Source organism: Hydrogenophaga laconesensis (assembly GCF_031457235.1).
GTDB classification, from domain to species: Bacteria; Pseudomonadota; Gammaproteobacteria; order Burkholderiales; family Burkholderiaceae_C; genus Hydrogenophaga; species Hydrogenophaga laconesensis.
In genome coordinates this window covers 88,677-114,581 of sequence record NZ_JAVDWE010000008.1, presented here as the reverse complement: position 1 = coordinate 114,581, position 25,905 = coordinate 88,677, and the positions used below count along the sequence as shown (strand labels likewise).

Sequence of the window (25,905 nt, the reverse complement as noted above, 5' to 3'; positions counted from 1 at the left end):
GATCGATGCCCCGTTCCGAGCTTGCCGCCTGGTTGCGGCTGTTGCTCACGCCTGGCGTGGGCCTGGAATCTGTTCGAAAACTGCTCGCGGCCTTCGGCCTGCCCGAGGCCGTTTTCGCTCAGCCTGCCACGGCATGGCAGGCCGTCGTCGGCGCCCGCGCAGCCCATGCGCTTGAAACACCACCCGAGGACCTGAACGCCGCGCTGGATCGCCTTCTGGCCTGGCTCGAGGGCGGCACGGACCGCCACGTGCTCACGCTCGGCGATCCGCTCTACCCACCCGAACTGCTGCAGATGGCCGATCCGCCGGTGATGCTTTACGTGCTGGGTGACGCACAGGTCCTGCGCCACCCGCGCCGCCTGGCGATCGTCGGCAGCCGCAATCCCACACCGCAGGGCGAGACGAACGCGCGCCAGTTCGCGCAGGCGCTCGGGCAGGCCGATGTCTGTGTGGTCTCGGGCCTGGCGCTGGGCGTCGACGGTGCGGCACATGACGGCGCGCTGCTGGGCGGCGCCCCCACGATCGCCGTGGTCGGCACGGGTCTGGATCGGGTCTACCCCAAGCGCCATCTCGAACTGGCTCACCGCATCGCGGCGCAAGGCGCCATCGTCAGTGAGTACCCTTTGGGCACACCACCGCTGCGCGAGAATTTTCCGCAGCGCAACCGCATCATTGCCGGCCTGTCGCAAGGCACCCTGGTCGTCGAAGCTGCGGTGCAGTCGGGTTCGCTGATCACCGCGCGGCTCGCCGCCGAGCAAGGCCGTGAAGTGTTTGCCATCCCGGGCTCCATCCACGCGCCACAGTCGCGCGGCTGCCATGCGCTCATCCGCCAGGGCGCCAAGCTGGTGGAATCGGCACAGGACATCCTGGAAGACCTTCGCCTGTCAGAACCCGCAACGCGGCACGAGAGTCCTGCGCCGGCCGCCGATCAGGAAGACGGTCTCCTGCAGGCCATGGGTCATGACCCGGTGAGTCTGGACGCCTTGCAAGCCCGTACGGGCCTGGATACGGCCCATCTGCAGGCGCGACTGCTCGAACTGGAGTTGTCAGGGGAGGTGGCTCGGTTGCCGGGCGGGCTGTTGCAACGCCAGGCGCAGGGCTGAGATCCTGCACACGGCCTGTGGCCGGCCTGCACCGGCTCAGTTCAACAGGCGTTCCGGGTTGGCCTCGAGCTTGGCCATGGCGTCGCGCGTGGCGCGCACGGTGAGCGCTTCTTCCTCGCTTGGCACCAGCAGACCGGCCTGCAGGTAGGAGGCCACCCGGGTAGACTGGACCAGGAAGCAGCGCCCGCCGTTGGTCACGAACAGGTAAAGCTGGCCGCGTTCGCTGCGCCAGGCGAGTTGCACACTGTTGAGCTTGCCGTTGTGGTCCAGGCCGAACCAGGAGCCAATCTGCAACTCCACGGCCCAGGATCGCATGGCTTCGTTGGGCTGGCTCCCACCCTGGTTGATCACCTCGATGTTGCTGGCATCCACACCCGTGATCATCTCGATGCTCTCGTTGTCCAGATCCAGATCGCCCAAACCGTTGGCCGGCAGATAGTCTTCCAGATTGGCCAGGCGATCCGCAAGGTTGTCCAGGCTTTCCTGCGAAATGGACTCCGTGCGTGACATGAAGGCATCGGCCAGCGTATCGCTCACCGACTTGATGTGCTGATCCTGCAGGCTGCTGGGGAAACCCAGCAGGCCCATGCCATGCCGCAGGCGCTGCAGCAGGCCCGGCAACTGCTGGATCACGCGGGCGCGGTCATTCCGGTTCGGCTTGGCACTCGCGGCCCACAACAGGTCAGACGCCACCTGCTTGAGCGCGGTGGTCTCCTCATGCTTCAAACCGTATTTGACGCTGGCCACCGCCAGCACGTCCGCCCACACCTTGAACAGGAAGTCACGAACCTCGTCGCGCACCGGCATGTCATCGAGGAGCCTGCGCAACTCGATCGTGTACTGCACGGAGAGCGTCTCCTTCTGCTCGACCTGCTGCGCGACGCTGACGAAACGGCTGGCGCTGCCTTTCTCGCTGAGGTAGGTGGCCAGGAATTTCTGGAACTCGTCGAACACGAGCTGGAACACGCGTCGCCCGGTCTCCGGGTACTGCTCGATCACCTGCACCACGCGCTTGATTTCTGCTTCCAGGGCCGCCGACCCCACATTCGATTCAAAGCCCATGACGCAGGAGCCCATGCGGTCGATCAGTTGGCGCGCCGGATGCTGCAAGGCACTGAAAAACTCAGGTTCGGCCAGCGCCACACGCAGGACGGGAATCTGAAGCCGGGCGAACCACACCCGCACACTGGGAGGAATGCGCTCTTCGGCCAGGATGCTCTGGAACATCAGCGCAACCACCTCGATCGTGGCCTTTTCGGTCGGCGTGCTGGCGGCCTGCTTCAGCTCCGCCGTGCGATGGCGCAGCGAGGACGCCGCCCGCTCCACATGGGCCGTATCCACCTGGACAGCGGCCAGGCCGGAAGACCCGGACACATACAGGCTCGCGGCCACGCTCGGCGAGGCCATCTGTTGCTGGATCGCCTGTTGCAGCCGGGGCGAGGGCGGCAGCAGCTGCGTGGCCTCGAAATCGCCGCCCACCCGGTCGGCCAGCATGCGCCGGAGACGACCCACCACACCCTGCGCGCGCAAGCGCGCCCGCGCCAGCGGCGAGGTACTGGTCATGAGCCGGGTTTCGTCATGCACCCCCATGCCGGACGAAGGGGCCCCCGTGCGGCTGATGCCACCGGGCACGGAGCCCGGTATCGATACCGGGCCGGTGTGCGGACGCGAGGGCGCACCCGCAGCCGACGCATCGCGGCGTACCAACGGCGCGTCGCTCCGGCTACCAGGCACCCGCTTGACCAGCGCCTGCAGGTCGATTTCCTTCATCACACCGCTGGCCACCAGAAATTCGTTAGCTGCCTTGTAGGCCTCGTGCAACTTGTTGGCCAGAATCGGCGACAGTGCGTCCTGCACCAGCGACCAGGCTTCTCGCGTCATGTGCGCTTCGAGCCACTGGTCCACCAGGATGCGCGCAGTGACATCGGGCAGCAGCACGTCGCCGCGCGGTAGCTCCTGTCGACCTTCCAAGTGCTGGATGCGCAGACGGAGTTCGTTGAGCTCGGTGGAGGACTTGTCCAGCACCTGCATGGCCAGCCGGGACGCCAGGATCTGGTCGTCGATGGCACCTTCAGCCACCAGTTCGAGCTGCCCGGACACACTGGTCGGGGTGCCGGAATTGGAGAAACGGGGCAGCAGCGTGCGCTGCAAGGACTTGCGGCTCTGGTTGAGCCACGTGGTCTGGTTTTTCTGGAACCCGGTCCAGGCATCGCGCCTGGCCTGCATCTCGCGGGCTGAACCGGCCTGGTCCAGGATGGAGGTCAGCCGGGTGTCGCAGGCCTTGACCAGTTCGGGAAGCGCCCTACCCACATGAACCACGAAGAGTTCACGTGCCTGCTTGGCCAGGGATGAAACGTGCTGATCGGGTGGCGACACAATGTGTGCAGTATGACACGGATGGATTCATTCCCAGGCTCCCTCCGCCGCCGGGCGGCTACCCCCCGCCCGGTGTTCGCGCTTAAACCACAGCGCCGGCGTTCGGATCGTCGGGATCACCCTCGGTCTTGCTGCTGGTCTTGATGAGATCTTCGCGCTTGATGCCCAGCCACATGGCCATGGCCGCCCCCACAAACACCGAAGAATAGATACCGAAGCAGATGCCGATGGTCAGGGCCAGGGAGAAATAGAACAGTGTGGGACCACCAAACACCAGCATGGACAACACCATGGCCTGCGTGGACCCGTGGGTGATGATCGTGCGGCTGATGGTGGAGGTGATGGCATGGTCGATCACCTGCTGCGTGTTCATCTTGCGCTGGCGTCGGAAGGTTTCCCGGATCCGGTCGAAGATGACGACCGACTCATTGACCGAATAACCCAGCACGGCCAGAGTGGCCGCCAGCACCGCGAGCGAGAACTCCCACTGGAAGAAAGCAAAGAAGCCCAGGATGATGACCACGTCGTGCAGGTTGGCGACGATGGCCGACACCGCGTACTTCCATTCGAAACGGAAGGCGAGGTAGATCATGATGCCCACGATCACGAGGCCCAGGGCCATGAGACCGCTGGTGAACAGTTCCTGACCCACCTGCGGACCCACGAACTCGGTACGGCGCAATTCCACAGCCGGGTTCTGCGCCTTCAGGGCGGCCAGCACGGCGTCGCTTTGCTGGCCTGACGACTGGCCCGCCTGCGCGGGCAGACGCAGCAGCACGTCGCGCGAGGTGCCGAAGTTCTGAACAGGCACCTCCATGTAGCCCAACGATTCGATCACCTTGCGCACCGCCTCGAGGTCGGCAGGCTGCTCGTAAGCCACCTCCATGACGGTACCGCCCGTGAACTCCACCGAGAGGTTCAGGCCGCGTGTGGTCAGGAAGAAGACCGCGGCGATGAAGGTGAGGAAAGAGATCGCGTTGAGCACCAGCGCGTTCTTCATGAACGGGATGTCGCGGCGGATGCGGAAGAATTCCATGGCGTGATTTCCTGATCAGTCGGCCTTGGCCGGGGCGTTCTGCCCTTCGGGGCGCCAGACGGTGCCGATGGCGACGGTCTTGAGCTTCTTCTGGCGGCCGTACCAGAGGTTGACGACGCCGCGCGAGAAGAACACCGACGAAAACATGCTCGTGACGATGCCCAGGCAATGCACCACGGCGAAGCCGCGCACGGGGCCCGAGCCAAAGATCAGGAGAGCAATGCCTGCGATCAGCGAGGTGACGTTGGAATCCAGAATGGTGGACCACGCGTGGTCATAACCCGTGTTGATCGCCACCTGCGGCGAGGCACCGCGGCGCAATTCTTCGCGAATGCGCTCGTTGATCAGCACGTTGGAGTCGATCGCCATGCCCAGCGCCAGCGCCATGGCGGCGATGCCGGGCAGCGTAAGCGTGGCCTGCAGCATGGACAGCAGCGACACGAGCAGCAGCACATTGAAGCCCAGCGCGATACTGGAGAACACACCGAACAGCGCGTAGTACACGCACATGAACACGACGATGGCGATGAAACCCCACAGCACGCTGTGGAAGCCCTTGCTGATGTTCTCGGCACCCAGGCTCGGGCCGATGGTGCGCTCCTCGATGATCTCCATCGGGGCGGCCAGCGAGCCGGCGCGCAGCAGCAGGGCGATGTCGTTGGCCTCCACGGTGTTCATGGCGCCGGAAATCTGCACGCGCCCGCCACCGATCTCACCGCGGATCACAGGGGCCGTCACGACTTCACCACGCCCTTTTTCGAACAGGATGATGGCCATGCGCTTGCCCACGTTCTCACGCGTCACGTCGCGGAAAACACGAGCGCCCTTGGCATCGAGCGTGAGGTGCACCGCCGCCTCCTGGGTCTGGCTGTCAAAGCCGGCCTGGGCGTCACTGAGGTTCTCGCCGGTCAGCAACACCTCGCGCTTGACGACCACGGACTGCCCGCCCCGTTCGGGGTAACGCTCGGCACCGAAAGGCACCGGGCCCGTGCCGCGCGCGGCGGCCTGGCCCTCCACACTTTCGTCCACCAGACGGACTTCCAGCGTGGCGGTGCGGCCCAGGATGTCCTTGGCCTTGGCGGTGTCCTGCACGCCGGGCAACTGCACGACGATGCGGTCTGCGCCCTGCTGCTGGATCACCGGCTCGGCCACGCCCAGTTCGTTGATCCGGTTGTGCAGGGTGGTGATGTTCTGCTTGAGCGCCTGGTCCTGCACCCGGCGTGCGGCTTCGGGGCTGATGGTGCCGACGAGGCGGAAGTCGGCTGTTTCGGTGACCTGCAGGTCGGCGAACTGGCTGCGGATCAGATCGCGCGCGGCGCCCAGGGTCTGAGCGTCACCCGCACGCAGCTCGATGGTCTGACCGCTGCGGTTGATGCCGCCGTGGCGCAAGCCCTTTTCACGCATCACGGTGCGCAGATCGGTGGCAAGCACGTCGGCTCGGCGCACCAGTGCCGCCTGCATGTCCACCTGGAGCATGAAATGCACGCCCCCCCGCAAGTCCAGACCCAGGTACATGGGCGAAGCACCCAGCGAGGCAAGCCATGCCGGCGTGCGGGGCAGGAGGTTCAGCGCCACCACGTGGCTGGGGTCGGCCGGGTTCGCATTGAACGCCTTCTCAAGTGCGTCGCGCGCCTTGAGTTGGTCGTCGGTGCTGTCAAAGCGCGCTTTGACGGAATTGGCGTCCAGCTGGATCAGCGAGGACGAGATTCCTTGTGCAGCAAGTGTCTGCTCCACCACCGTGACCGTGCTCGTGTCCACTCGGACCGTGGAGCGGGCTGCCGACACCTGCACGGCGGGCGACTCCCCGAACAGGTTGGGCAGCGCATAAAGTGCACTGATCAGCAGAGCGACCACGATGATCGCGTACTTCCACAGCGGGTATCGGTTCATGAAAAAGCCTTGGCGGTACGTTTCCAGAGGCGTCTGGGCACCGGCTCGGCCGGGCCCTCGACGCCGCCCCCTTGTGGGGGAGCGGGCTGGCGTCAACCGGCCCGCGCAGGGTTTTACTTATGACTTGATCGTGCCCTTGGGCAGCACCTGCACGACAGCGGTGCGTTGCATCTGGACTTCCATGCCGTCGGCAAGTTCCACACCCACATAAATCTCACCGATCTTGGACACCTTGCCGAGGAAGCCCCCAGCGGTGACGACCTCATCGCCCTTGGCCAGCGCTTCCACCATGGCCTTGTGCTCCTTCTGGCGCTTCATCTGAGGGCGGATCATCACGAAATACAACACCACGAACATCAACACCAGGGGCAGCATGCCCAGCAGGGTGGATTGGGTGTCGCCACCGGCAGCGGCTTGGGCATAAGCGGAGGAAATGAACACAGAGGGTCTCCAACAGGTTCGGGGTCACAACAATGCCAAAGGCCCGGGCCACCGGATGGGCGGCGCCGGGCACTCCGGACTCAACCGGCAATTGTATGCCGGGGGTGGCGCCGCGGGTCAGGCTGCCCGCGCCAGGCTGGCGGCCTTTTCCGGGTGGTTCCATTGCTGCAGCAGGCCCGCGCGCCGGCTGCGCGCAGCGGCGAGGTGGCGCTCCTTGATGTGGCCGAAACCCTTGATCTGCTCGGGAATCTGGGCGATTTCCACCGCCAGGGCGTGGTTGGTGATGTGCAGTGCCGGCAGCAAGGCTTCGACATCGGCCCGGTATTCGCCGATGAGTGCACGCTCGGTGCGGCGCTCTTCCGTGCGGCCGAAGATGTCCAGCGCCGTGCCGCGCAGGCCCTTGAGCCGCGCGAGAACCTTGAAAGCTGTGAACATGGCGGGCCCGAATGGCCGCTTGATCAGTTCACCGCGCTCGTTCCTTTTCGCGGTCAGGGGCGGCGCCAGGTGCACCTTGAGCTTGTAGTCGCCCTCGAACTGGCTGGCCAACCGCGCATGGAAGGCAGGATCACTGTGCAGGCGGGCCACCTCGTACTCGTCCTTGTAGGCCATGAGCTTGAACAGGTTGCGCACCACCGACTCGCTCAACGAAGACTTGCCCAGTGGAGCTTCGGCAGCCCGGACACGGTCGACAAAACTGCGGTACTGCGCGGCATAGGCGGCGTTCTGGTAGGCGGTGAGGAACTCGACGCGGCGCGCGATCAGGTCGTCGAGCGAGTCGCGCTTCTTGAACTGGATCACCTGTTCGCCAGCCACCTGCTGCCACATCGCCCTGACAGCCTGCGGGTCGTGCGCGGCGCGGCGGCCCCATTCAAAGGCGGCCTTGTTCTTGTCGACCTGCACGGCATTGAGCTCGATGGCACGCATGAGCGACTCGTGTTCCAGCGGCAGCCAGCCCTTCTGCCATGCGTAACCCAGCATCATGGGATTGGTATACAGGCTGTCGCCCATCAAACGCATGGCGGCGGTTTCGGCGTCGAACGTGCCCACGGCCTCATGGCCAAGGCTCTGCACGAGTGCGTCGACACAGGCCTGCGCCGGGTTCTGCCAGTCAGGGTTCTTCACGAAGGCAGCGGTGGGCGTGGCATTCACGTTGAGCGCCACGTGGGTGCGGCCGGCGCGCAGGCGTTGCCACGTTTCCTTGTGGGCGCTGACGATGGGGTCGCAACCCAGGATCAGGTCCGCCGAGGCGGCCGAGACGCGCGTGGTGCGGATGTCCTCCTGCCGGGCACCGATGAGCACGTGACTCCAGGTCGCACCGCCCTTCTGAGCCAGACCGGCCGCGTCCTGCGTGACGATGCCCTTGCCCTCCAGATGCGCGGCGACGCCGAGCAGCTGGCCAATGGTGATGACGCCAGTACCACCGACGCCGGCGACGATGACGCCCCAGGCCTCCGTGTCCAGTCTGGGCAGAACGGGTTGCGGCAGATCGCCGCCGGTCCATTCCCGCTTGGCGCCACCCTTGTCCTTCTTGCGCAGCTGCCCGCCTTCGACGGTGACGAAGCTGGGGCAGAACCCCTTCACGCACGAGAAGTCCTTGTTGCAGGTGCTCTGGTTGATCGTGCGCTTGCGGCCGAATTCGGTCTCCAGCGGCTCGACCGACAGGCAGTTGGACTGCACCCCGCAGTCGCCACAACCTTCGCACACCAGTTCGTTGATGACCACACGCTTGTCGGGATCGGTCATGGTCCCGCGCTTGCGGCGGCGGCGCTTCTCGGTGGCGCAGGTCTGGTCGTAGATGATGACCGTGGTGCCCTTGATCTCGCGGAATTCGCGTTGCACCGCATCCAGCGTGTCACGATGCTGGATCGCGATGCCCTCGGGCAGACCTTTCACACTGGCGTACTTTTCCGGTTCGTCGGTAACGATGGTGATCTTCACCGCCCCCTCGGCGCGCATGCTCTGCGCGATCTGCACCACGCTGTGCCCTTCCGGGCGCTCGCCCACCTGCTGACCACCGGTCATGGCCACGGCATCGTTGTAGAGAATCTTGTAGGTGATGTTCACCCCTGCGGCAATGCTCTGGCGCACCGCCAGCAGGCCGCTGTGGAAGTAGGTGCCATCGCCCAGGTTGGCGAACATGTGCTGGTCTTTGCTGAAGGGCTGCTGCCCGACCCATGGCACCCCTTCTCCACCCATCTGCGTGAAGCCCACGGTCGCACGGTCCATCCAGATCGTCATGAAATGGCAGCCGATACCGGCCATGGCGCGCGAACCCTCGGGCACACGGGTGCTCGTGTTGTGCGGGCATCCCGAGCAGAACCAGGGCTGGCGCTCGGCTCCGGCCACGCCCTGCGTCAGCAGGGTCTGCAGCGACTGCTCCTGGGCCGTGAGGATCGCCAGCTGCGCGTCGATGCGCGACATCACATCTTCCGGCACGCCACCGATCTTCTTGAGCCGCTTGGCAATGGCACGGGCGATGATCGCTGGCGAGAGGTCGGCGTTGGCGCGCAGCAGAGTGCGGGCACTGGGGTTGGGCATGCTCCACTCACCGCCACTGAAGTCGCCCTCGACCTCGTCGAATTTGCCGAGCACGTTCGGGCGCACGTCAGGCCTCCAGTTGTAGAGCTCCTCCTTGAGCTGGTACTCGATGACCTGACGCTTCTCCTCCACCACCAGGATCTCGCGCAGGCCGGTGGCGAATTCGCGCGTGGTCTGGGCCTCGAGCGGCCAGACCACCGAGACCTTGTGCAGCCGCAGGCCGATGCGGCGGCAGGTTTCATCGTCCAGTCCCAGGTCCAGCAAGGCCTGGCGGGTGTCGTTGAACGCCTTGCCACTGGCAATCAGGCCAAACCGGTCATTCGGACCCGCGATGACGTTGTGGTTGAGCCGATTGGCGCGGATGTAAGCCAGGGCGGCGTACCACTTGTAGTCGAACAGGCGGGCTTCCTGGTCGAGCGCGTGATCGGGCCAACGGATGTGCAGCCCCCCTGGGGGCATCTCGAACTCGGGGATGACGATGTTCACGCGGTCCGGGTCGATTTCGGCGGTGGCGCTGGACTCCACGATCTCCTGGATGGTTTTCATGCCCGCCCAAACGCCGCTGAAGCGGCTCATGGCAAACGCGTGCAGGCCGAGGTCGAGGATGTCCTGCACGGAGGTCGGGAAGAACACAGGCAGGCCGCAGGCCTTGAAGATGTGGTCGCTCTGGTGCGCGGCGGTGGAGCTCTTCGCCACATGGTCGTCCCCGGCCACCGCGATCACGCCGCCCCACGGCGTGGTGCCCGCCATGTTGGCGTGCTTGAAGACATCGGAGCAGCGGTCAACACCGGGGCCCTTGCCGTACCAGATGCCGAATACACCGTCGAATCGATTGGTGCCGGGCGGCGCAAACCCCAGTTGCTGAGTGCCCCATAGCGCGGTGGCAGCGAGTTCCTCGTTCACGCCGGGCTGGAACACGATGTTCTGCGCCTTCAGATAGGGCGCAGCCTTCTGCAAAGCCTGGTCATAGCCCCCCAGGGGCGACCCCCGGTAGCCGCTGATGAAACCGGCGGTGTTCTTGCCGACCAAGGCGTCACGCTGGCGCTGCAGCATCGGCAGCCTCACCAGCGCCTGTACGCCACTCATGAAGGCCCGCCCGTGGTCGAGCGTGTATTTGTCATCCAGGGTGACCGTCTCGAGCGCGCGGCGGATGTGGTCGGGCAGTGGGGCGTTCATCGGCTTGTCTCCGTGAGGGATATGGAACTCCGCCTTGTGGGCGAATCGAGAACGAGGCCGACGCCGGGTAGGCGTCTGGCTCCAGTTTGGCGCAAAGTGTATGCCTCAGTGCGCGACAGGTGTTTGCGTTTCATGCCTTGTTTGGCGATGATCGAGAAAGATTCATTCCAATAAGTAGCATCCATGGAAACACTTGACAAGTTCGACATCGCGATCCTGCAAGAACTGCAGAACAATGGGCGCCTGACCAATGCCGAACTGGCCCAGCGCGTGGGCCTGTCGGCGGCGCCTTGCTGGCGGCGCGTGCGCGCGCTGGAAGAGGCCGGCTTCATCCGGGGCTACCGGGCCGAGATTGACCGCGAAAAAATTGGCCTGGGCGTTCTGGCGTTCGTGCGACTCGACGCCGACCGCAACAGTGGAGACGTCACCCGCGGTCTGGAAAACGCCATCCGCCGCATCCCGGAAGTGGTGTCCTGCCACTACATCAGTGGCTCCGGTACGTTCGAGCTGCAGGTTGTGAGCCGGGATCTGAACCACTTCAGCCAATTCGCCCGCGAAGTGCTGCTCAATCTGCCCAATGTGAAGGATCTCCACACCAGCTTTTCGCTGGGTGAAGTGAAGTCCGGCAGCGCACTGCCTCTGCACCACCTTTCTGCAACCAAAAGTATGGCCTCGGCAAAGATTGGTTTCACTTGAGTGCTTTTTTAACCGACTGTCATTCTTTTTCCACCGCTGGTTAACAAAGTCGCTGCAAGTGCTTGAAATATGTGAAATTTATCCTACCAGCCGCTACCGAATCGAAGGGACTTCCCGTAATATTCCGCCGTCAACCCGCATAAATGCATACATCAAAAGCATGCATTTCACATTTTGTACCTTTGACAAAGAAAGACCTCCATGAAGAAAGCTCTATTCGTCAAGCTTGCTGCTGCCGTGGTGGTGGCCTCCCCGTTGATGGCCTCGGCCGAATCCCAGCTTGTCACGGGTGCAGGCAGTGCCACCGCGCGCCTTGATTTCCGCGTCATCGTTCCTCGCGTGCTGTTCCTGGGCGTGGGCACTGGTGCTGCCGGTCTGGCCAACAATGCCACCATCGACATGGTGACGTTCGACTACACCACCAACCCCGCTGCGGTAGGCACCGGCGCCGCTGCCGGCGCGATCACCGGCAACGTGGTGCCTGTGCGTGTTCTGGGCAACAACGGTCAGATCACGTTGACTGCCGCCACCACGGGTGCACTCTCCAACGGTTCCGGCGACACCATTCCCTGGTCCGAGATCAGCGCCACAACCAACCTTGCCGCCTTGCCCAGCCCGGTGATTCCCGCCACGGGCACCGGTGCCGCCAGCAACGTGACGCTGTCGTCGGGCACGAAGATCACGGACCGCAGCGCCAACTGGACTTTCAGCTATGCCAACTCGGCAGTGGTGGCACCTGGTACCTACGGTGCCACCGTTGCCAACAATGGTCGCGTGACCTACACAGCCGCAATGCCCTGACCCAGGCGAAGCCTGGGACAACCGCGCGACTTCAAGCTCAAGCGCCGTCCCAGGTCGCCAGGCGGGGAGATGGGGATGCCACGCGCTTCCCAATCGCGTTTTCCCGGTACGCCTCCCGCACGTCGCGGAAGACAATCTGCCAGTGCGATTGCGCTGCCACGGTCACATGCAACTCATGAAGCGCCAGACCCGCTGCATCACTGCCCGCCACGCGACCCAGGCTTGCCTGGTCCTGTTGTGCCTCGCGGAAATAGGAGCAGCACATGCGTGGTCACTGACCATCACCTCGGGCTCTCGCCGTCTGTTTCTTCATGTGGGCAATGGTGCTGTGAGCGGAACCAGTGGCACGCTGAATGGCACGGCGGGTACCAGCGGTGTCGTCAACCTCGTGCAAGTTACCGTGCCGGTCGCGCAGATGGGCAACGGTACCGACCTGGACATGACCAGCAACAGCACACAGTCGGTCAGCCTGTATGGCGACGGCAACAACACCTGCCCGACACCCTCCAGTCAGGTGATGGTCGGCGCGGGATACCGCCGCAACAGCGGTGCAGCCAATGCGACGCTCAGCGTGTCCTCGCCCGCCAACCTGACCAGCGGTACGGACACCATTCCGTTCACGGAGATCAGCTGGACCGTCTCCGCGCCCGGCAGCGGTGCACCCAACGTGATACCGGCCGGCACTTTCAATGGCGGCACGCTGACGCTCGCCACGGTGCCCGGCAACACCTACTTCGAGAACTGCCACTCGTTCGTCTACGCGAACAGCGCGGTGCGGGCCGCCGGCACCTACAACGGCACCGTGACCTACACCTTGAGCAGTCCATGACCGTGCGCAGATCTTTCACGGCCATGCTCATGGGATGGCTCGTTGCCACGGGATCGTGGGCCAACCCGCACCGTCTGGACGACTCCCTGAGCCACACCGTTCCACCGAACGTGCAGATGCAGTGGCTGCCGCTGAAATCCGGCCAGCCTTACGCTGGTGGCATGGAAGCCCGGCTGCGCGTCAACATCCGCATCGACACGCGCGATTGGGTCGGGCGCAGTGGACGCATCTACATGGTGCTGCCGCGCGACGAAGCCTCGAGCATCGAGGCCGCATGGACCACGCAAGGCCGCCTGCAGGCGGGTCGCCTGCTGTCGGGCGAGCGCGCCCTGGTCTATGCAGGACGGATCAACACGCCCACGCTGGAAGACCAGCTCCTCGTGAGGCTGCGCTCGAATGCCGACTGGCAGTCGAACAGCCGTCGCCTGAACTTCCATTTCGAACTGGATGCCGACTGATCCACCATGCGTTCTGCCATCCTGAGCCTCTTCTGCTTTCCTTCCTTCTCCCCGTCAGGCTGGCTGTGCGCGCTCTCCCTGGCTGCCCTGGCACCCCATGCCCAGGCCCAGGGCTTCGCCGCCTACATCACACCGCCGCGCTTCGAAGTGCAGGTCGCACCCGGCCAGAATCTGAGGCAGGTCGTGGAAATCCAGCACGTCGGTCAGCAGCGGGGTCACTACCGCCTTTACACGAACGACTGGACCCTGCAGCCAGACAACTCAGTGACCTTCAGCGACACGCTGGCGGCAGACAGCTGCAGACCCTGGGTGGCGATCGAGCGGCGCGAACTGGTCATCGAGCCCGGCGCTCGCTACCGCTACCGTTTCGAGATCACCCCGCCGCCGGGCACGCCGGCGCGTGAGTGCCGGTTCGCGCTCATGATTGAAGGTCTGGATCCCGCGCGCGTTCAAGGCGACATCAACTTTCCCGTGGGCGGCCGTATCGGCGTGATCGTCTATGCCACCATCGGCGACGCGGCACCGCAGCTGGACATCACCGGAACCCGCGTGGTCAGGGTCGATGGCAAGCCGGTGGCCGCGATCGACGTGCGCAACCGGGGCAACGCCCATGGCCGGCTGGAGGGCTTCGTCAACGGCACCGATGCCAGTGGCACGCGCTACGAGATGGCTCCTTCGGATCTGCCGATCCTACCGGGTGAAACCCGCCGCGTGACCATCGTGCCGATCGTCGAACAAGGCAAGCCAGCACCTGACGTGCGCTTCCCGCTGACGGTCAAAGGCAATCTGGAATGGGGCAAGAACCGCCTCCCGCTGGACGCGAGTTTCACTCCATGAAGGGAGTGATGCCGCGCGCGCTCCCCTGCGTTCTTGCGCTTCTTGGCGCATCCGCTCCCTGGATGCAAGGGCTGGCACAACAGCCTCAGGCCGACACCGCCACCAGCGGCAGCAACAGCGCGCCATCGTATGTGGACCGCGTGATCGAGGGCCTGCCCCCCGAACCGGCCGAAGATCCCGACGCCCAGGCCTATGACCGCGAGGGATGGCCACGCTTCCTCCGCCTGGAAACCCGTCTGGGCACTCAGCCGTTCGATCAGTCGCGCAGAACGCGCATCGGCTACGGCATCTACGGACTTCTGGAAACGCCCAACCACGGCACGCTGTCCATCGACGGCACCTATGCGCCAAGCGACAGCAGCGGCACGCTTACATTGCGCCAGCGCGCCATGCCCCTCTCGGGCGGCTGGCTGACCAGCAATGAACTCGGCGTCATCAACCCGCCCGTGCCGGGCATCATGCGACTGCCGGCGCGCATCTACCTGCCGTCCACGATCATGCAAGGCCTGAGCACCGAATGGGAGAACCCCGGCCGGGGCGTCCAGTTGCAGGCCAGCATGGGTGAGCCCGGGCGGCTGGGCTTTCTGCCGGCCAATGGCTTTCGCAAGCTGGCCGGTGAGCGCACCACCTTCGGTGGGCAATGGCGCCTCGGCGCGGACGAAACGGATTTCATGTCCAACCGGGGCTGGACGGTGGCGATGCAGCACGAGGACGCGCGCAAGGTGTCGAACTACGACGTGCCCACGCAGGCCAGCGACATCGTCGACGCGAACTCCTCGCTGCTCGCGTTGCGCCACGAAGGTGCCGAGCGCCGCATCCAGGGCCAGGTGCTGCGCACACAGGCGACCAACGTGGATGGCGCTCGCACCGGCTTCTGGATCGACGCCGAGTGGGACGATGGTCCCCGCAAGCATGGTGTGGGGGCGTACCGCCTCGAAGAAGACCTGACCTGGGCCAACCAACCCCTGGCCAGCGATCTCGTTGGTGCGTACATGCGCAGCAGCTGGCGCACCCGTCAGTGGTCGGCGGAAGGTTCGATCGACTGGCTGGACTCGATCAGTGGGCGCAGCGGCAGCGGCTTCTTCGCCACCGGCGCGGCGCGCTGGCGCCTCAACCGCGATCATTCCGTGGGGGCCGGCACCACCGTGCGCCGCTTTGACGGCGACGCCTGGAGCAGCTATGGCGACTGGCGCTTCCACAACGGCTGGGGCACGAGTGGCCTGCGGCTGGAATTCACGCACGGCTCCAACGAGATCAATTCGCGCTGGCTGACCTGGGACCAGGAATGGCTGGTCCCGCAGGGCTGGGCCGTGTCCACCAGCCTGGGTGTCGGCGCCTACGATGCCAGTCAGAACCGCGCCGCCGAATCTGCCTGGAACGCGGCCCTGAGCGTTTCGGCGCCGCTGACCAACAAGGTCAGCCTGCGTGGCAACCTGACGACCGAGAAGCGCACCATCAACGGTTCCCGGCACAGCGTCAACCTCGGCGGCTACTGGCGCGTCAGCCCGCGCTGGAGCATGGAGGCCAACTACAACCGCTCGACCGGTCGCAGCCGCTACGACGAATCGCTCGACCCCCTGGCCCTGCCCGTGACCTTCTTCCTCCCGGAGTCGGACCGCTCGTTCTACGCCGTGCTGCGCTACGAACTTGAGGCGGGCAGTCGCAACGTGCCGCTGGGCGGCCGGGCAAGCGAGGGAGGCGGCCGCATCGAAGGCACGGTGTACTTCGATGCCAACCGCAGTGGTACGCAGGAAGCCAGTGAACAGGGCGTGCCCAACGTCACGGTCTACCTGGACAACCGCTACGCCGTGCGCACCGACAGCCAGGGCCGCTTCGAGTTCCCTTTCGTGGCCGGCGGACCCCGGACCGTGACCGTGCGGGGTGAGACGCTGCCCTTGCCCTGGAACGTGGTGGACCAGGGCCAGGCCAAGGTGGACGTGCGTCTGCGCGAGAGCGTTTCCGTCAGCATTCCCGTGCAGCGCAACGAGTGAGCGGGGTTGCCCGCCCAGCCATGGGGCGGGCTCAAGTTCGCGGAATGGGGGTCGATAGTGGGTCATGTCCGCCCCGAAACCCCCGCTTTTCTCCGCATGGCTGGTCGGTGCCTTGTTGTTGGTTCCTGCCACCAGCATGGGCGAAAGCACGCTGGTTCAACAGGGCAAGGCCGGCGCGTCGCTGGATTTCCGCATCGTCATTCCCCCGATCATGCGGGTGCTGGAAAACTCCCATCCCCAATCGCTGGCCGCGGAAGCCTCCGGCGACTGGAGCGCCCAGCAAAGGCTGGTGGTGGTGTCGAACATGAAGCGCGGCTTCTGCGTCACCCTGCGCATGAGCACACCCGAGGTGGATGACTGGCGACTGAAGACGGCGCAGCACGACGTGACACTCACGCAGGTGAGCGACGGCTATCGCCTGTGCGCACCGCGCGCCGGGCGGTACACCCTGCTGCTCGACCACGAATTCAACGCCGCGAACAAGGCCACCACCGGTGCCCTGCGCTGGCCGGTGCAGACCGACATCACCGCGCTGTAAAGCGCGTCAACGGGGCAGCAACGCCCACATCTGCAGCGGCTGCTTCAGCGCGGCGGCAACGGTGTAGGCCTCATCGCTCCAGCCGCCCCACCCGGTAAACAGGTCGGCGCGCACCGCACCCAGAATCGCCCCCCCCGTGTCCTGCGCCATCACGAGGCGCTGCAGATTGAGCGTGGGCCCCTGCGTGGCCATCCACACCGGCGTGCCGTAGGGAATGCTTTGCGGATCGACCGCGATCGAACGGCCGGGCGTGAGCGGCACGTTCTGCGCACCCCGCGGGCCGAAGCGCGCATCGAGTTCCGACAAGGCTTCCTCCCGGAAGAACACCGTGCGCGGGTTGCTCCACAGCATCTCGTTCAGACGCCCCGGGTTCTGCACGGCCCACGCCTTGATGGCCGCCCATGAGGCCTCGTTGATGGCGCGCTGGTCAAGCAGCCAGCGACCCACGCTCTGGTACGGATGTCCGTTGTGCGCCGCGAAGGCCACGCGCACCTGGCGCGTGCGCCCATCGGACTCGACGATGTTCAGCCGCCCCGAGCCCTGGATCTGCAGGATCAGCGCGTCGATCGGATCGGCCAGCCAGGCCACGGCGCGGCCCTGCAGCGCGGCCTGCGCGGCGGGCAGCGTGTCGATCTCCTGGCGGCTGTACCAGGGCTGCCCGGAGCGAAGCCCGGCTGGCGGCCCGAACAATGGCACCCGATAGGAGCTGGTGGGCACGCGGCTCGCGGCCATGATGGGCTCGTAGTAACCCGTGAGCAGGCCGGCGGGCAGGCTGCCATCGGTCTCCGTGATGCGGTAAGGCAGGAAACGGCGCATGACCCAGGCCTGCTGTTCGCTGGCGGTGGCGATGGAGAGCTGCCGCACCTCGGCGCACAAGCCCGCATGACCGGGCACCGGCCGCTCGCAACCACGCACCCAGGCGTTCCACACTTCGTAAAGGTTGTCCTGCCCCCAACCCGGCAGCTCGCTCCACCGCACAGGCACCCACAGGCTCTTGCCGCGTTGCACTGGCGCGGGCAGCACGGTGTCATCGGGCATGCCCACCATCGGCGGCAGGCCGACCGCCGGCGGCACCTGGGGCGCCGGTGCCTGGACACGCGGCACCCCGGTGCACGCGGCAAGGCTTCCTACAATGAGTACCCCCAGGAGCCAGCGCAGCGCCGCCCGGCCTGTCCCATCAACCCCCAGCGAAGAAACGTCCTCACGACCCATGACCCTGTTGTTGCTTGAAGCGCTCGGTGCGCTGGTGTTGCTGGTGTTCATCGTGTGGTGGACCATGTTTTCGGGCCGCAAGAAAGGCGAGCTGCCCGATGAAGCCACGAAGGACGAGACGAAGCCTCCTCCGCGCGTCTGAAGTGCGCGCTGGGTCATGACGGACGCAGGACGTTGGCAAGCTCGACGGCGGACTTCACACCCATCTTGTCAAACACGCGCGAGCGGTGCACCTCGACTGTGCGCACGCTGATGTTGAGCTGGTCCGCCACAAGCTTGTTGGGCAGCCCGGCGATCACCAGGTCCATCACGTCGCGCTCGCGATCGGTGAGGCTGTCCAGGCGCTGCTGAAGTTCGCGCTTGACACGCTGGCGAGCGAGCACCTGTGCCGATCGGTCCAGTGCCTGCTCGACACGGTCGACCAGCGCGTTGTCCGAGAACGGCTTTTCGCAGAAATCGAAGGCACCCCGCTTGACGGCATCCACGGCGGTGGGCACGTCGGCATGGCCGGACAGAAAGATCACCGGCACCCCCGCCTGCCAGGGCAGAAGCAACATGCGCTCGAACAGGGCAAGCCCGCTCATGCCGGGCATGCGGACATCGAGCAGCACGCAGCAGGGCGCCTCGGGCGCTTCCTTCCATACGGCGGCCTCGGCCTCGAATGCTTCGGCGCTGTCGTAGCCCTCGCTGAGCAGGCGGCGCGTGCGCAGCAGCCAGGCGAGCGCTTCGCGCACACCGGCGTCGTCGTCGACCAGGTAGATCTTGGCGTCGGGATGCTGCGTCATGTCGCGGAATGATAGAGGAGGGGTCAGACCGGTGCCGCCGGCAGGGTGAAGCGAAACACGGTGCCACGCGGTTGATGGGGTTCGTGCGTGAGGGCACCGCCGTGCTGCTCGATCACCGTGCGGCACAGGCTCAGGCCCAGACCCATGCCTTCGGCGCGGGTGGTGAAGAAGGGTGTGAAGAGCTTGGCCTGCACATCCTCGCTCAGACCCAGGCCGTGGTCCGTGACCGCGAACGCCACCCACACCTTCTGCGGCAGTCCACCGGGCGCCTGGCCCGAATGCAGGCGCGCCCGGCCCACATCCACGCGCAGCAGGCGCAGTCCCGAGCGCGACGACGGATCGCCCAGTGGCATGGCCTGCATGCCGTTGCGCGCCAGGTTGAGCAGGACCTGTTCGACCATCGTGCGGTCACACAGCACGGTAGGGCAATCCGGCGCAATCTGGATCTGCAACCGGATGCCCTGCTTCTTGGCCTGCAGGCTCAGCAGGGGCTGGATGGCATCGATCAGACTCTGCGGTGTGACTGCTTCGCGCACCTGCTCGCGCCGCCGCACAAAGTCGGCCACACTCTTGATCACCCGCCCGGCGCGCTCGGCCTGTTCGCCAATGCGCCGCATGGCCTGCACAAGATCGGCCTGCACCGGATCGCCCGCCGTTGCGGCCGCGCCTTCGGGTGGCTCCAGCAGGTTCAGCGTGCCGCTGGCATAGCTGGAAATCGCAGCCAGAGGCTGATTGAGTTCGTGACTGAGCAGGGAGGCCATCTCCCCCACCGTGGCCAGGCGCGCGGTGGCCTGCAGGCGCTCCTGCGAGGTGCGGTTGAGGTCTTCCACACGGCGTTGTTCCGTCAGGTCCAGGATGGCGCTCATGAAGCCCTTCTGCCTGCCTTGCGCATCGATCAGAGGCGCCTCGATGATGAGCACGGGGAAGCGCGTGCCGTCGGGCCGCTGGAACACGGACTCGTAGCCTTCGCGTGGTAGCACCTGACCGGCCAGGCGCACCATCTGGCGCTGCTGGTATTCGTCCACGAGTTCGGGTGGCCACCACGGCGCCGGCAGGCCCGTGCCCACGAGCTGTTCGGCGGTGAGGCCCACCATGTCGCAGAACGCCGGGTTCACATAGGTGATGCGGCCTTGCATGTCGCGCGCGCGCAGCCCGGTGACCAGCGAATCCTCCATGGCCTTGCGAAAGGCGAGTGCTTCGGCCACGTCATGTTCCGCGCGCAGGCGACGGCGGATATCACGTCCCAGCAGGAACAGCACCGACAGCAGCGCAAACGACAACGCACCCACCACGGCGGTGAGCACGTTGGGAAACAGGCCGCGCACCAGACGCGGGCTCTGCAGCTGCAACATGAGCGTGTGGCCGGGGAGGTCGAGCACGTTGCGCGCGGTGAGACTGCGGCGCGAACCCGCGACGACGCTGTGAAGCGCCAGGCGCGTACCGTCGGCCTCGTTGAACGCAAGGCCCCGGCCACGCACAAGATCGCGGTTGGTCAGCTCGGAGAGCATGCCAGGCAGCGAATACGTGGCCACGAGAAACCCGTTGGGCTGGCCGGCGCGCGCCACCGGCAGGCACATCTCGATCAGCTCCAGCCCCTTGCCGTTGCGCAGCGGCCAGAAGTAGCTGCTGGAGTACGCGGGGCCGGACAGGCGCCGGGCGTGATCGCAAGCCAGGCGCACCTCGGGCAGGGCCTGGTCACGGCCCAGGTAGCCAAACAGGTCTGAGACGAAGGGCGTGTCGCGGTAGGCGATGAGCCGTTGGGCGTTGTCGCGCCATTCCAGGCGCACCATCTCGCGGTGTTGGGCGACGAGCTCGGCCGCCGGGCCGTCCCAGGAATCCGCCGTGGGTGCCACGCTGTGCAGGGACTGAAGGGTCTGGACATTGCGCACGAGGCTGCTGCGGATGTCGCTGGCGAGCGCTGCGGCGTCCTGTTCCAGCGCGGTCTGGTCGCGCGATTCTTCGTACTCCGCCGCCAGGAACACCATCACCACCAGCATCGTCACCACCAGCAGCAGCAAGGCCGCCCACAGCCGCCAGCGACGCGAGCGCAGGCCTTCGCGCCAGACGCGCAACAGCTGCGGAAACTCCATGCTCAGCTCGGCCTGCGGCGGCTCAGAGGCGGCGGTGCTGCAACGAAGGCAATTGCGCACGCACGTTGCGCAGGCGCTCGATGTCGAGGTCGGCCAGCACGACACCCGGCCCTTCGGCATGCATGGCCATCACGTCGCCCCACGGGTCGATCACCATGGTGTGGCCCCAGGTGCGGCGGCCGTTCTCGTGAACGCCGCCCTGAGCACTGGCGACCACGAAGGCCTGGTTCTCGATGGCGCGCGCGCGCAGCAGCACTTCCCAGTGCGAGCGGCCAGTGGTGTAGGTGAAGGCCGCGGGCACGAGCAGGATGTCGGCCGCGAGCATGCGGTAGAGCTCGCCGAAACGCAGGTCGTAGCAGACGCTCTGCCCCACGCGCCAGTCCTGCCCGGCGTGGTCGCGGCATTCGAACACCGTGGGGGTGTCACCCGCCACGAGCACGGCGGATTCGTCGTAGTGCTCGGTGCCGTTGTCGTAACGGAACAGGTGGATCTTGTCGTAGCGGCTGGCGTTCTCGCCGCGCGGGTTGTAGACCACGGAGGCGTTGGCGGCGTGGCTGGGATCGTCGGTGGCCATGGGCAGCGTGCCACCAACGATCCACATCCTGAGGTCGCGCGCGGCGTCCGAGAGGAAGTCCTGCACCTTGCCCAGGCCGGGCGTCTCGGCCAGCACCAGCTTGTCTTCGTCCTTGGCGCCCATGAAGCAGAAGTACTCGGGCAGCACCGCGAGCTCGGCACCGCCAGCGGCGGCCTGGCGCAGCAGGCGCAGGGCTTCGCTGAGATTGACGTCCAGGCTGATGCCCGAGACCATCTGGATGGCGGCGACTTTCATTCAGTGTCCTTTCGACGATCCTGCCGGCAGGGGCACCCCGCCGCGCAGCGCTACAGCTTACTGCAGCACAGGCTCCGGGTCTCGCGGCGCGGCCGAGACGGGCGGCGAGGCCCGCTCGATCTTCTCCACCTGCGGATCGGCCCAGCTGCCCGTGATGCGGAACTGCTGCGTGGTCGCCGACTGCAACGGCTGGCGCAGCAGGAACTGGGCGAGGAAGGAGCCCAGGCCGATGGCCGGATTGATCGCGGTGGCGATCAGCGAGGCGGTACCGGCGTTGATCTCGGGCACCACCACCACCTTCAGGTCCTGCTGCTCACGCGCGATATCAGCGCTGCCCTCCATCAGGACCGCAGCGTTCACGCCCCTCATCTGGAGGTTGTTGGTATGCAGCACGCCCTGTTCGACGCGCGCATCGCCCCGCACGAAATCGAAGGCGAAGCCTTCGGAGAACACATCGCGGAAATCGAGCGCCAGCCGGCGCGGCAGCGCCTGCAGGCTCAGCACGCCCAGCAGCCGACCCGCACCGGCGTCGACCTTGAGAAACTGGCCGCGCTCGATGTCGGCGTGGATCTGGCCCGACAGCGTGGGATGGTCGATGGCCAGCGGCGAGCCGATCCAGCCGATATTGCCCTCGAGCCGCCCCTTGCCACCGCGCACCAGCCCCTCACGGCCGAAGCGGTCGAGCAACTGGCCAGCGTCGTCGATATCGAGCCGGAAGTTCAGTGCGGTGCGGCGCTGGCCGGGAATGCCACCGCCCGCGGCGACCCAGTTACCCGTGGCGTTCAGCCGGGCCTCCGGAGAAGTGACGCGCAGCTTGGTCAGGCGCCATTCGCTGCCCCGCAATGGCCCCCCGCGGTTGATGGCCTCCACCTCGACCCGCCCGAGCTGCCGGCCCGCCACGGTGAGCTCGTTCACCGCGATGTCCAGCGAGGGCACGCTGGTGGTGGGCTGCTGCAGCAGCTGTTCGACGTCATTCGCCGCCGAGGGTTCGAGCTGCAACCGCGTGAGTCGCGCATAGATGTTGCCGGCCGTTCCCGGACCCGACTGGCGCACCGAGACATAGCCGTTGAACTCGTTGGCATCGACGTTGGCCTGCCATTGCGCACCGTCGCGCGAGCCCCCGAGCACCACGCGATGGAACTGGCGTCCATGCACGGTGAGGCGGTCCGCGCGCACGGCCAGCGTGGTTGGCAGGTACGTCAGGCTCGGACTCTGTTCGGGTGCGGCGGGCCCCACGCGCGGCAGCGCGGTGGCCTCGGTCAGCGCCGCCGTGCGCACGTCCACGCCGGTGGCGCTGTTGAACGTGCCCTCCCAGGCGTCGGCGTCGAGATGCGCAAGCTGCACGTTGGCCACCACGCCCTGCTCGGGCAGCGGCGCGCTCGCGTCACCCTCGAGGCCGACAGCAATGGCGCCACGCAGCACGCGCGCTTCGCTGCCACCGAGGTCACGCTCGTACTGGAGAGAGGCCACAGGGGCGAGCGAAGAACCGAGCTGGATGGCCAGTCGATCGGTGCGCGCGCGATCGCCCACCATGGTGAGCACGCGGTTGTCGAAGCGCAGCGACAGGTTCGCGTCGGCTGTCTTGTTCAGCGGCGCGGGCAGGTCCAGCGCCATGCCCTGCAGGTTGCTGCTCACCTGCAGCTCGGGCACACCGCCCCGGAACCCGAGCAGCGCGGTGTAGGCCGCGCTGCCACTGGCGTGCTGGAACACGCGCGAGACAAAACCCAGCCCGGCATCGCGCAGGCCCTCGGCGCTGGCCAGCCCCTGCCCGCGGAACAGCACCCGGGAGACGCCATCGGCATCGGGCTGCATGCCACCCTCGAACCGCAGGTCGCCTCCGTACACGCGCGCCTGCGCGCCCTTCACCGAGAACCCGGCCTGGGTGAAGGCCAGCGTGCCACTGGCCCGTCCGAGCACCGGCGCATCGGGGCTGATCTGCAGATCGTTGCCGTCCAGCTTCACCGTGCCGCTGACCTGGGTGGCATGCGTGTCCGCCAAGGGCACCTTGAGATCGAAGCCGACCTGCGCGGGGCCGGCACCGGTGCGTGCTTTTGCGAGTACCTGCCCCAGCACGGCGTTGAGCGGCGAGCCCTGCACGAACCCGAGCGCCTCGTTCGCCGGCCCGGCCGCCTGGGCATTGACGCGCACCACGGCGTCGTGGCCGAGGTGCTGGATGTCCACCGAACCCTGGCTCAGCCGCACACCGGGAGCGCCAGCCACCCCACCCGCGAGTGTGCTGAGCCTGAGCGAAGCGCGCTCGAGCAGCAGCTCACCCGAGACGCCACGCACCGCCGGCCATGCGGCTTCGCCGGTCTGCTGAAGGTGGGGCGGGATGTAGTTGAAGTCCACGTTCTGCAGCAGCGCACTGACGCGGAACTCACCCTTGTCACCCGGTCGGTCGTAAGGGACATGGTCCACGTCGCCCTGCACGCGAAACACCACCTTGTTCGAGCGGCCAGCCCGCACGGCCTCACGCACGTAGCGGCGCGCGTCGGCATGGATCGTAAGCGGCAGATAGCGGTGCACGCGGGTGGCGTCGGCGCGGGTGAGCGTGGCGGAGAGGTCGAGCACGCCGGGAAAACGCGAGGCGTTCGAACCGGCCGGCACGTCGCTGGTGCGCCAGTTCACCTGCGCCGTGCCTTCGGCGTCGGCGTTGCTCAAGCGCACCTTGTCGAGCTGGGCTTCGATGCGGTCACCCTGCACGCGCCAGGTGGCGTCGACCTCCAGACTGTCCACCGGCACACGGGCCTCCTCGAAGATGTCGGGCAGATCCACGGCGCCGTTGGCCACGCTGACATGCGCGCGACCGCCGTTCTGGTTGAGGTCGAAGTCCACGGTCGCACCCGAAATGCCGGGGCGGCCTGGCAGCGGGTAGTTTCCCGATGCCGACATGCGACCGCTGGGCTCACCCGCCAGCGACAAGGCACTGGCCCGGCCCTTGGCCTGATAGGTCTCCGGGTCCCAGCCGCCAGAAGGCCTCGGGCCGGCGCGTTCCTGCCAGCGGGCAGAGAAGCTTTCCACCCGCCCGGACGGCTGGAGCTGCTCCAGGCGTCGGTGCGCCTCCGCGGGCAAGGGCAGGCGGCTCGCAATCGCCGCCAGCGCACCCAGTTCCAGCCGCTCGGCGCTGAGCTCGGTGCTCGCGCCGCGCGCACCCAGCGCCGCCGTGTGCTGCACGCGCACGCGGCTGCCCGGCCAGTCCACCCCCTCACGGGTGCGAAAGCGCAGGTCGTCGGTGGACACGGTGAACCCGGCGTCGGACCACTGCGCAGCCAGGCGCCCCTGCAGCTCGTCGATCGCCAGGGCGGGCAGCTCGCGCCCGAGCTGGGTGTCCACATCGCGCAACGCCAGGTCTGCCGTGACACCGGCCACCGCGCCATCGACCACATCGGCCCAGGCGCGCACCATGCCGCGGCCCGCACGCACCTCCACCCCCCAGGTAGAAAGATCCACGTGGGCGCGGAGTTGCGCCACATCCACGCGCGAGAAGTCGGCGTAGAGCTCACCGTCCCAGCTGTGCCAGGGCAATTGACCAGGCGCGCGCTGACCCAGTTCGATCAGAGGCTCGCGCAGCCGGCCGCGCAGGCTCATGCGCTCGCCCCACTCGGCCGGCGGGGCCGCGTCCAGCCGGAACTGGTGCGTGCGGGCGGTATTGCGCGCGACGAAAGCGAGATCTTCCAGCGCCAGCACTGGGCGGCCGCGCAGCTCGTCGGTCCAGCGCACCGTGCCACCCTGGATGACAAACTCGCGCAGCGAAAAAAACCAGTCGGCGGCGGCGCCGTCGCCCTCACCAGGCCCCGCGAGATCCAGGCCGGCCACCTCGATGCGGCCCTGGGAAGTGCGTCGCACGTCCAGAACGGGCCGCTCGATCACCACCTGTTCCAGGTTGCGGTGCCACAGCGACCGCACCGACACCACCGTGCGCACCAGCGGCAGGTGCAGGGCGACACGACCCTGAGGGTCGAACAGCTGCACGTCGCGCAACTCGAAGGACGGCATGAGGTCGGGCAGGAAACGCTCGCCGCCGGCGGTGCTGTCGGCCCGGATCTCGCCGACCCGGACAGGTGCCCCCACAGCCTGGCTGGCCCAGCGTTCCAGCTCCGGACGCCATTCGCCGATTCGGGGCACAATCCACCAATTCAAAGCGGCCCAGGTCAGTACGAAAAGACCCCACGCCAGGAACACGACCCACAAGCAAAGCCGGGCTGCCACCGAGAGTGTCTTGAGGGTTCGCGGAGCAGGAGCGAAGGGGGCCGGGCTTTGATTCATGTCCACCGCAAAT

At 66.5% G+C, this 25,905-nt stretch carries 19 protein-coding genes; 9 read left to right on the top strand and 10 right to left on the bottom strand.

Features of this window, described 5'->3' with window-relative positions; all coding sequences use genetic code 11:
• The first annotated feature begins 5 nt into the window (after window positions 1-5).
• Window positions 6-1,103 carry a DNA-processing protein DprA gene (gene dprA, locus J2X09_RS15065; RefSeq protein ID WP_204734210.1) on the top strand — a complete coding sequence of 366 codons (1,098 nt, stop codon included), beginning with the start codon at window positions 6-8 and terminating at the stop codon, window positions 1,101-1,103.
• Between the two features lie 36 nt (window positions 1,104-1,139).
• Here dprA and J2X09_RS15060 read toward each other — a convergent pair whose 3' ends face one another.
• The 5 genes from J2X09_RS15060 to J2X09_RS15040 form a co-directional block, all read right to left on the bottom strand.
• Complete coding sequence (locus J2X09_RS15060) at window positions 1,140-3,479, bottom strand: DUF1631 family protein (protein ID WP_204734209.1); 2,340 nt, start codon at window positions 3,477-3,479, stop codon at window positions 1,140-1,142.
• Window positions 3,480-3,561: 82 nt separating this feature from the next.
• Window positions 3,562-4,515: a protein translocase subunit SecF gene (gene secF, locus J2X09_RS15055; RefSeq protein WP_204734208.1), complete on the bottom strand. Its 954-nt coding sequence runs from the start codon at window positions 4,513-4,515 to the stop codon at window positions 3,562-3,564.
• 15 nt (window positions 4,516-4,530) lie between these two features.
• Window positions 4,531-6,405, bottom strand: coding sequence for a protein translocase subunit SecD (gene secD / locus J2X09_RS15050; RefSeq protein WP_204734207.1), 1,875 nt, complete (start codon window positions 6,403-6,405; stop codon window positions 4,531-4,533).
• 117 nt (window positions 6,406-6,522) lie between these two features.
• Window positions 6,523-6,846, bottom strand: coding sequence for a preprotein translocase subunit YajC (gene yajC, locus J2X09_RS15045; RefSeq protein WP_204734206.1), 324 nt, complete (start codon window positions 6,844-6,846; stop codon window positions 6,523-6,525).
• Window positions 6,847-6,963: 117 nt separating this feature from the next.
• Complete coding sequence (locus tag J2X09_RS15040; protein ID WP_204734205.1) at window positions 6,964-10,560, bottom strand: indolepyruvate ferredoxin oxidoreductase family protein; 3,597 nt, start codon at window positions 10,558-10,560, stop codon at window positions 6,964-6,966.
• 183 nt (window positions 10,561-10,743) lie between these two features.
• Between J2X09_RS15040 and J2X09_RS15035 the strand changes: the two genes are divergently transcribed.
• The 7 genes from J2X09_RS15035 to J2X09_RS15005 all read left to right on the top strand — a co-directional run bounded on the left by J2X09_RS15035 (window position 10,744) and on the right by J2X09_RS15005 (window position 16,710).
• A complete protein-coding gene (locus J2X09_RS15035) occupies window positions 10,744-11,256 on the top strand; it encodes an Lrp/AsnC family transcriptional regulator (RefSeq protein ID WP_204734204.1) in 513 nt (170 codons plus the stop codon).
• A gap of 201 nt (window positions 11,257-11,457) precedes the next feature.
• On the top strand, window positions 11,458-12,057 hold the full coding sequence (locus J2X09_RS15030; RefSeq protein WP_204734203.1) for a hypothetical protein: 600 nt from the start codon (window positions 11,458-11,460) through the stop codon (window positions 12,055-12,057).
• A 175-nt stretch (window positions 12,058-12,232) separates the two neighbouring features.
• Window positions 12,233-12,886, top strand: a complete 654-nt coding sequence (locus J2X09_RS15025) for a hypothetical protein (RefSeq protein WP_204734202.1) — start codon at window positions 12,233-12,235, stop codon at window positions 12,884-12,886.
• Window positions 12,883-13,344, top strand: coding sequence for a hypothetical protein (locus J2X09_RS15020; RefSeq protein WP_204734201.1), 462 nt, complete (start codon window positions 12,883-12,885; stop codon window positions 13,342-13,344). Before J2X09_RS15025 ends, J2X09_RS15020 begins: the two co-directional genes overlap by 4 nt.
• A 6-nt stretch (window positions 13,345-13,350) precedes the next feature.
• Window positions 13,351-14,181 carry a hypothetical protein gene (locus J2X09_RS15015; RefSeq protein WP_204734200.1) on the top strand — a complete coding sequence of 277 codons (831 nt, stop codon included), beginning with the start codon at window positions 13,351-13,353 and terminating at the stop codon, window positions 14,179-14,181.
• An 8-nt stretch (window positions 14,182-14,189) separates the two neighbouring features.
• Window positions 14,190-16,172 (top strand): carboxypeptidase-like regulatory domain-containing protein, encoded by a 1,983-nt coding sequence (locus J2X09_RS15010; RefSeq protein WP_204734199.1) that lies wholly within the window; start codon window positions 14,190-14,192, stop codon window positions 16,170-16,172.
• A gap of 64 nt (window positions 16,173-16,236) precedes the next feature.
• On the top strand, window positions 16,237-16,710 hold the full coding sequence (locus J2X09_RS15005) for a hypothetical protein (RefSeq protein WP_204734198.1): 474 nt from the start codon (window positions 16,237-16,239) through the stop codon (window positions 16,708-16,710).
• A gap of 6 nt (window positions 16,711-16,716) precedes the next feature.
• Here the strand turns inward: J2X09_RS15005 and mltA are convergent, their stop codons facing one another.
• The gene (gene mltA, locus J2X09_RS15000; protein ID WP_204734197.1) at window positions 16,717-17,988 is read right to left on the bottom strand and encodes a murein transglycosylase A; all 1,272 of its coding nucleotides are present in this window, start codon (window positions 17,986-17,988) and stop codon (window positions 16,717-16,719) included.
• On the opposite strand from mltA, the gene J2X09_RS14995 reads away from it, so the two are divergent.
• Window positions 17,921-18,064 carry a hypothetical protein gene (locus tag J2X09_RS14995; RefSeq protein WP_204734196.1) on the top strand — a complete coding sequence of 48 codons (144 nt, stop codon included), beginning with the start codon at window positions 17,921-17,923 and terminating at the stop codon, window positions 18,062-18,064. The two genes, mltA and J2X09_RS14995, sit on opposite strands and share 68 nt — an antisense overlap.
• Window positions 18,065-18,077: 13 nt before the next feature.
• Here J2X09_RS14995 and J2X09_RS14990 read toward each other — a convergent pair whose 3' ends face one another.
• From J2X09_RS14990 to J2X09_RS14975, 4 genes are read right to left on the bottom strand one after another with little or no spacing between them, the layout of a single operon-like run.
• Window positions 18,078-18,707: a response regulator transcription factor gene (locus J2X09_RS14990; protein ID WP_204734195.1), complete on the bottom strand. Its 630-nt coding sequence runs from the start codon at window positions 18,705-18,707 to the stop codon at window positions 18,078-18,080.
• 23 nt (window positions 18,708-18,730) lie between these two features.
• The gene (locus J2X09_RS14985) at window positions 18,731-20,797 is read right to left on the bottom strand and encodes a two-component system sensor histidine kinase NtrB (RefSeq protein WP_204734194.1); all 2,067 of its coding nucleotides are present in this window, start codon (window positions 20,795-20,797) and stop codon (window positions 18,731-18,733) included.
• Between the two features lie 22 nt (window positions 20,798-20,819).
• Window positions 20,820-21,626: a carbon-nitrogen hydrolase family protein gene (locus J2X09_RS14980; RefSeq protein ID WP_204734193.1), complete on the bottom strand. Its 807-nt coding sequence runs from the start codon at window positions 21,624-21,626 to the stop codon at window positions 20,820-20,822.
• A gap of 57 nt (window positions 21,627-21,683) precedes the next feature.
• Entirely contained in the window at window positions 21,684-25,892 is a 4,209-nt protein-coding gene (locus J2X09_RS14975; RefSeq protein ID WP_204734192.1) for a YhdP family protein, read from the bottom strand.
• Between the last annotated feature and the right edge of the window lie 13 nt (window positions 25,893-25,905).

Bases quoted from the DNA above. Each gene is read 5' to 3' on its own strand.
- dprA (WP_204734210.1), top strand. From the start codon at position 6: ATGCCCCGTTCCGAGCTTGCCGCCTGGTTGCGGCTGTTGCTCACGCCT.
- secF (WP_204734208.1), bottom strand. From the start codon at position 4,515: ATGGAATTCTTCCGCATCCGCCGCGACATCCCGTTCATGAAGAACGCG.
- secD (WP_204734207.1), bottom strand. From the start codon at position 6,405: ATGAACCGATACCCGCTGTGGAAGTACGCGATCATCGTGGTCGCTCTG.
- J2X09_RS15040 (WP_204734205.1), bottom strand. From the start codon at position 10,560: ATGAACGCCCCACTGCCCGACCACATCCGCCGCGCGCTCGAGACGGTC.
- J2X09_RS15035 (WP_204734204.1), top strand. From the start codon at position 10,744: ATGGAAACACTTGACAAGTTCGACATCGCGATCCTGCAAGAACTGCAG.
- J2X09_RS15030 (WP_204734203.1), top strand. From the start codon at position 11,458: ATGAAGAAAGCTCTATTCGTCAAGCTTGCTGCTGCCGTGGTGGTGGCC.
- J2X09_RS15025 (WP_204734202.1), top strand. From the start codon at position 12,233: ATGAAGCGCCAGACCCGCTGCATCACTGCCCGCCACGCGACCCAGGCT.
- J2X09_RS15020 (WP_204734201.1), top strand. From the start codon at position 12,883: ATGACCGTGCGCAGATCTTTCACGGCCATGCTCATGGGATGGCTCGTT.
- J2X09_RS15015 (WP_204734200.1), top strand. From the start codon at position 13,351: ATGCGTTCTGCCATCCTGAGCCTCTTCTGCTTTCCTTCCTTCTCCCCG.
- J2X09_RS15010 (WP_204734199.1), top strand. From the start codon at position 14,190: ATGCCGCGCGCGCTCCCCTGCGTTCTTGCGCTTCTTGGCGCATCCGCT.
- J2X09_RS15005 (WP_204734198.1), top strand. From the start codon at position 16,237: ATGTCCGCCCCGAAACCCCCGCTTTTCTCCGCATGGCTGGTCGGTGCC.
- J2X09_RS14995 (WP_204734196.1), top strand. From the start codon at position 17,921: ATGACCCTGTTGTTGCTTGAAGCGCTCGGTGCGCTGGTGTTGCTGGTG.
- mltA (WP_204734197.1), bottom strand. From the start codon at position 17,988: ATGGTCCACCACACGATGAACACCAGCAACACCAGCGCACCGAGCGCT.
- J2X09_RS14990 (WP_204734195.1), bottom strand. From the start codon at position 18,707: ATGACGCAGCATCCCGACGCCAAGATCTACCTGGTCGACGACGACGCC.
- J2X09_RS14985 (WP_204734194.1), bottom strand. From the start codon at position 20,797: ATGGAGTTTCCGCAGCTGTTGCGCGTCTGGCGCGAAGGCCTGCGCTCG.
- J2X09_RS14980 (WP_204734193.1), bottom strand. From the start codon at position 21,626: ATGAAAGTCGCCGCCATCCAGATGGTCTCGGGCATCAGCCTGGACGTC.
- J2X09_RS14975 (WP_204734192.1), bottom strand. From the start codon at position 25,892: ATGAATCAAAGCCCGGCCCCCTTCGCTCCTGCTCCGCGAACCCTCAAG.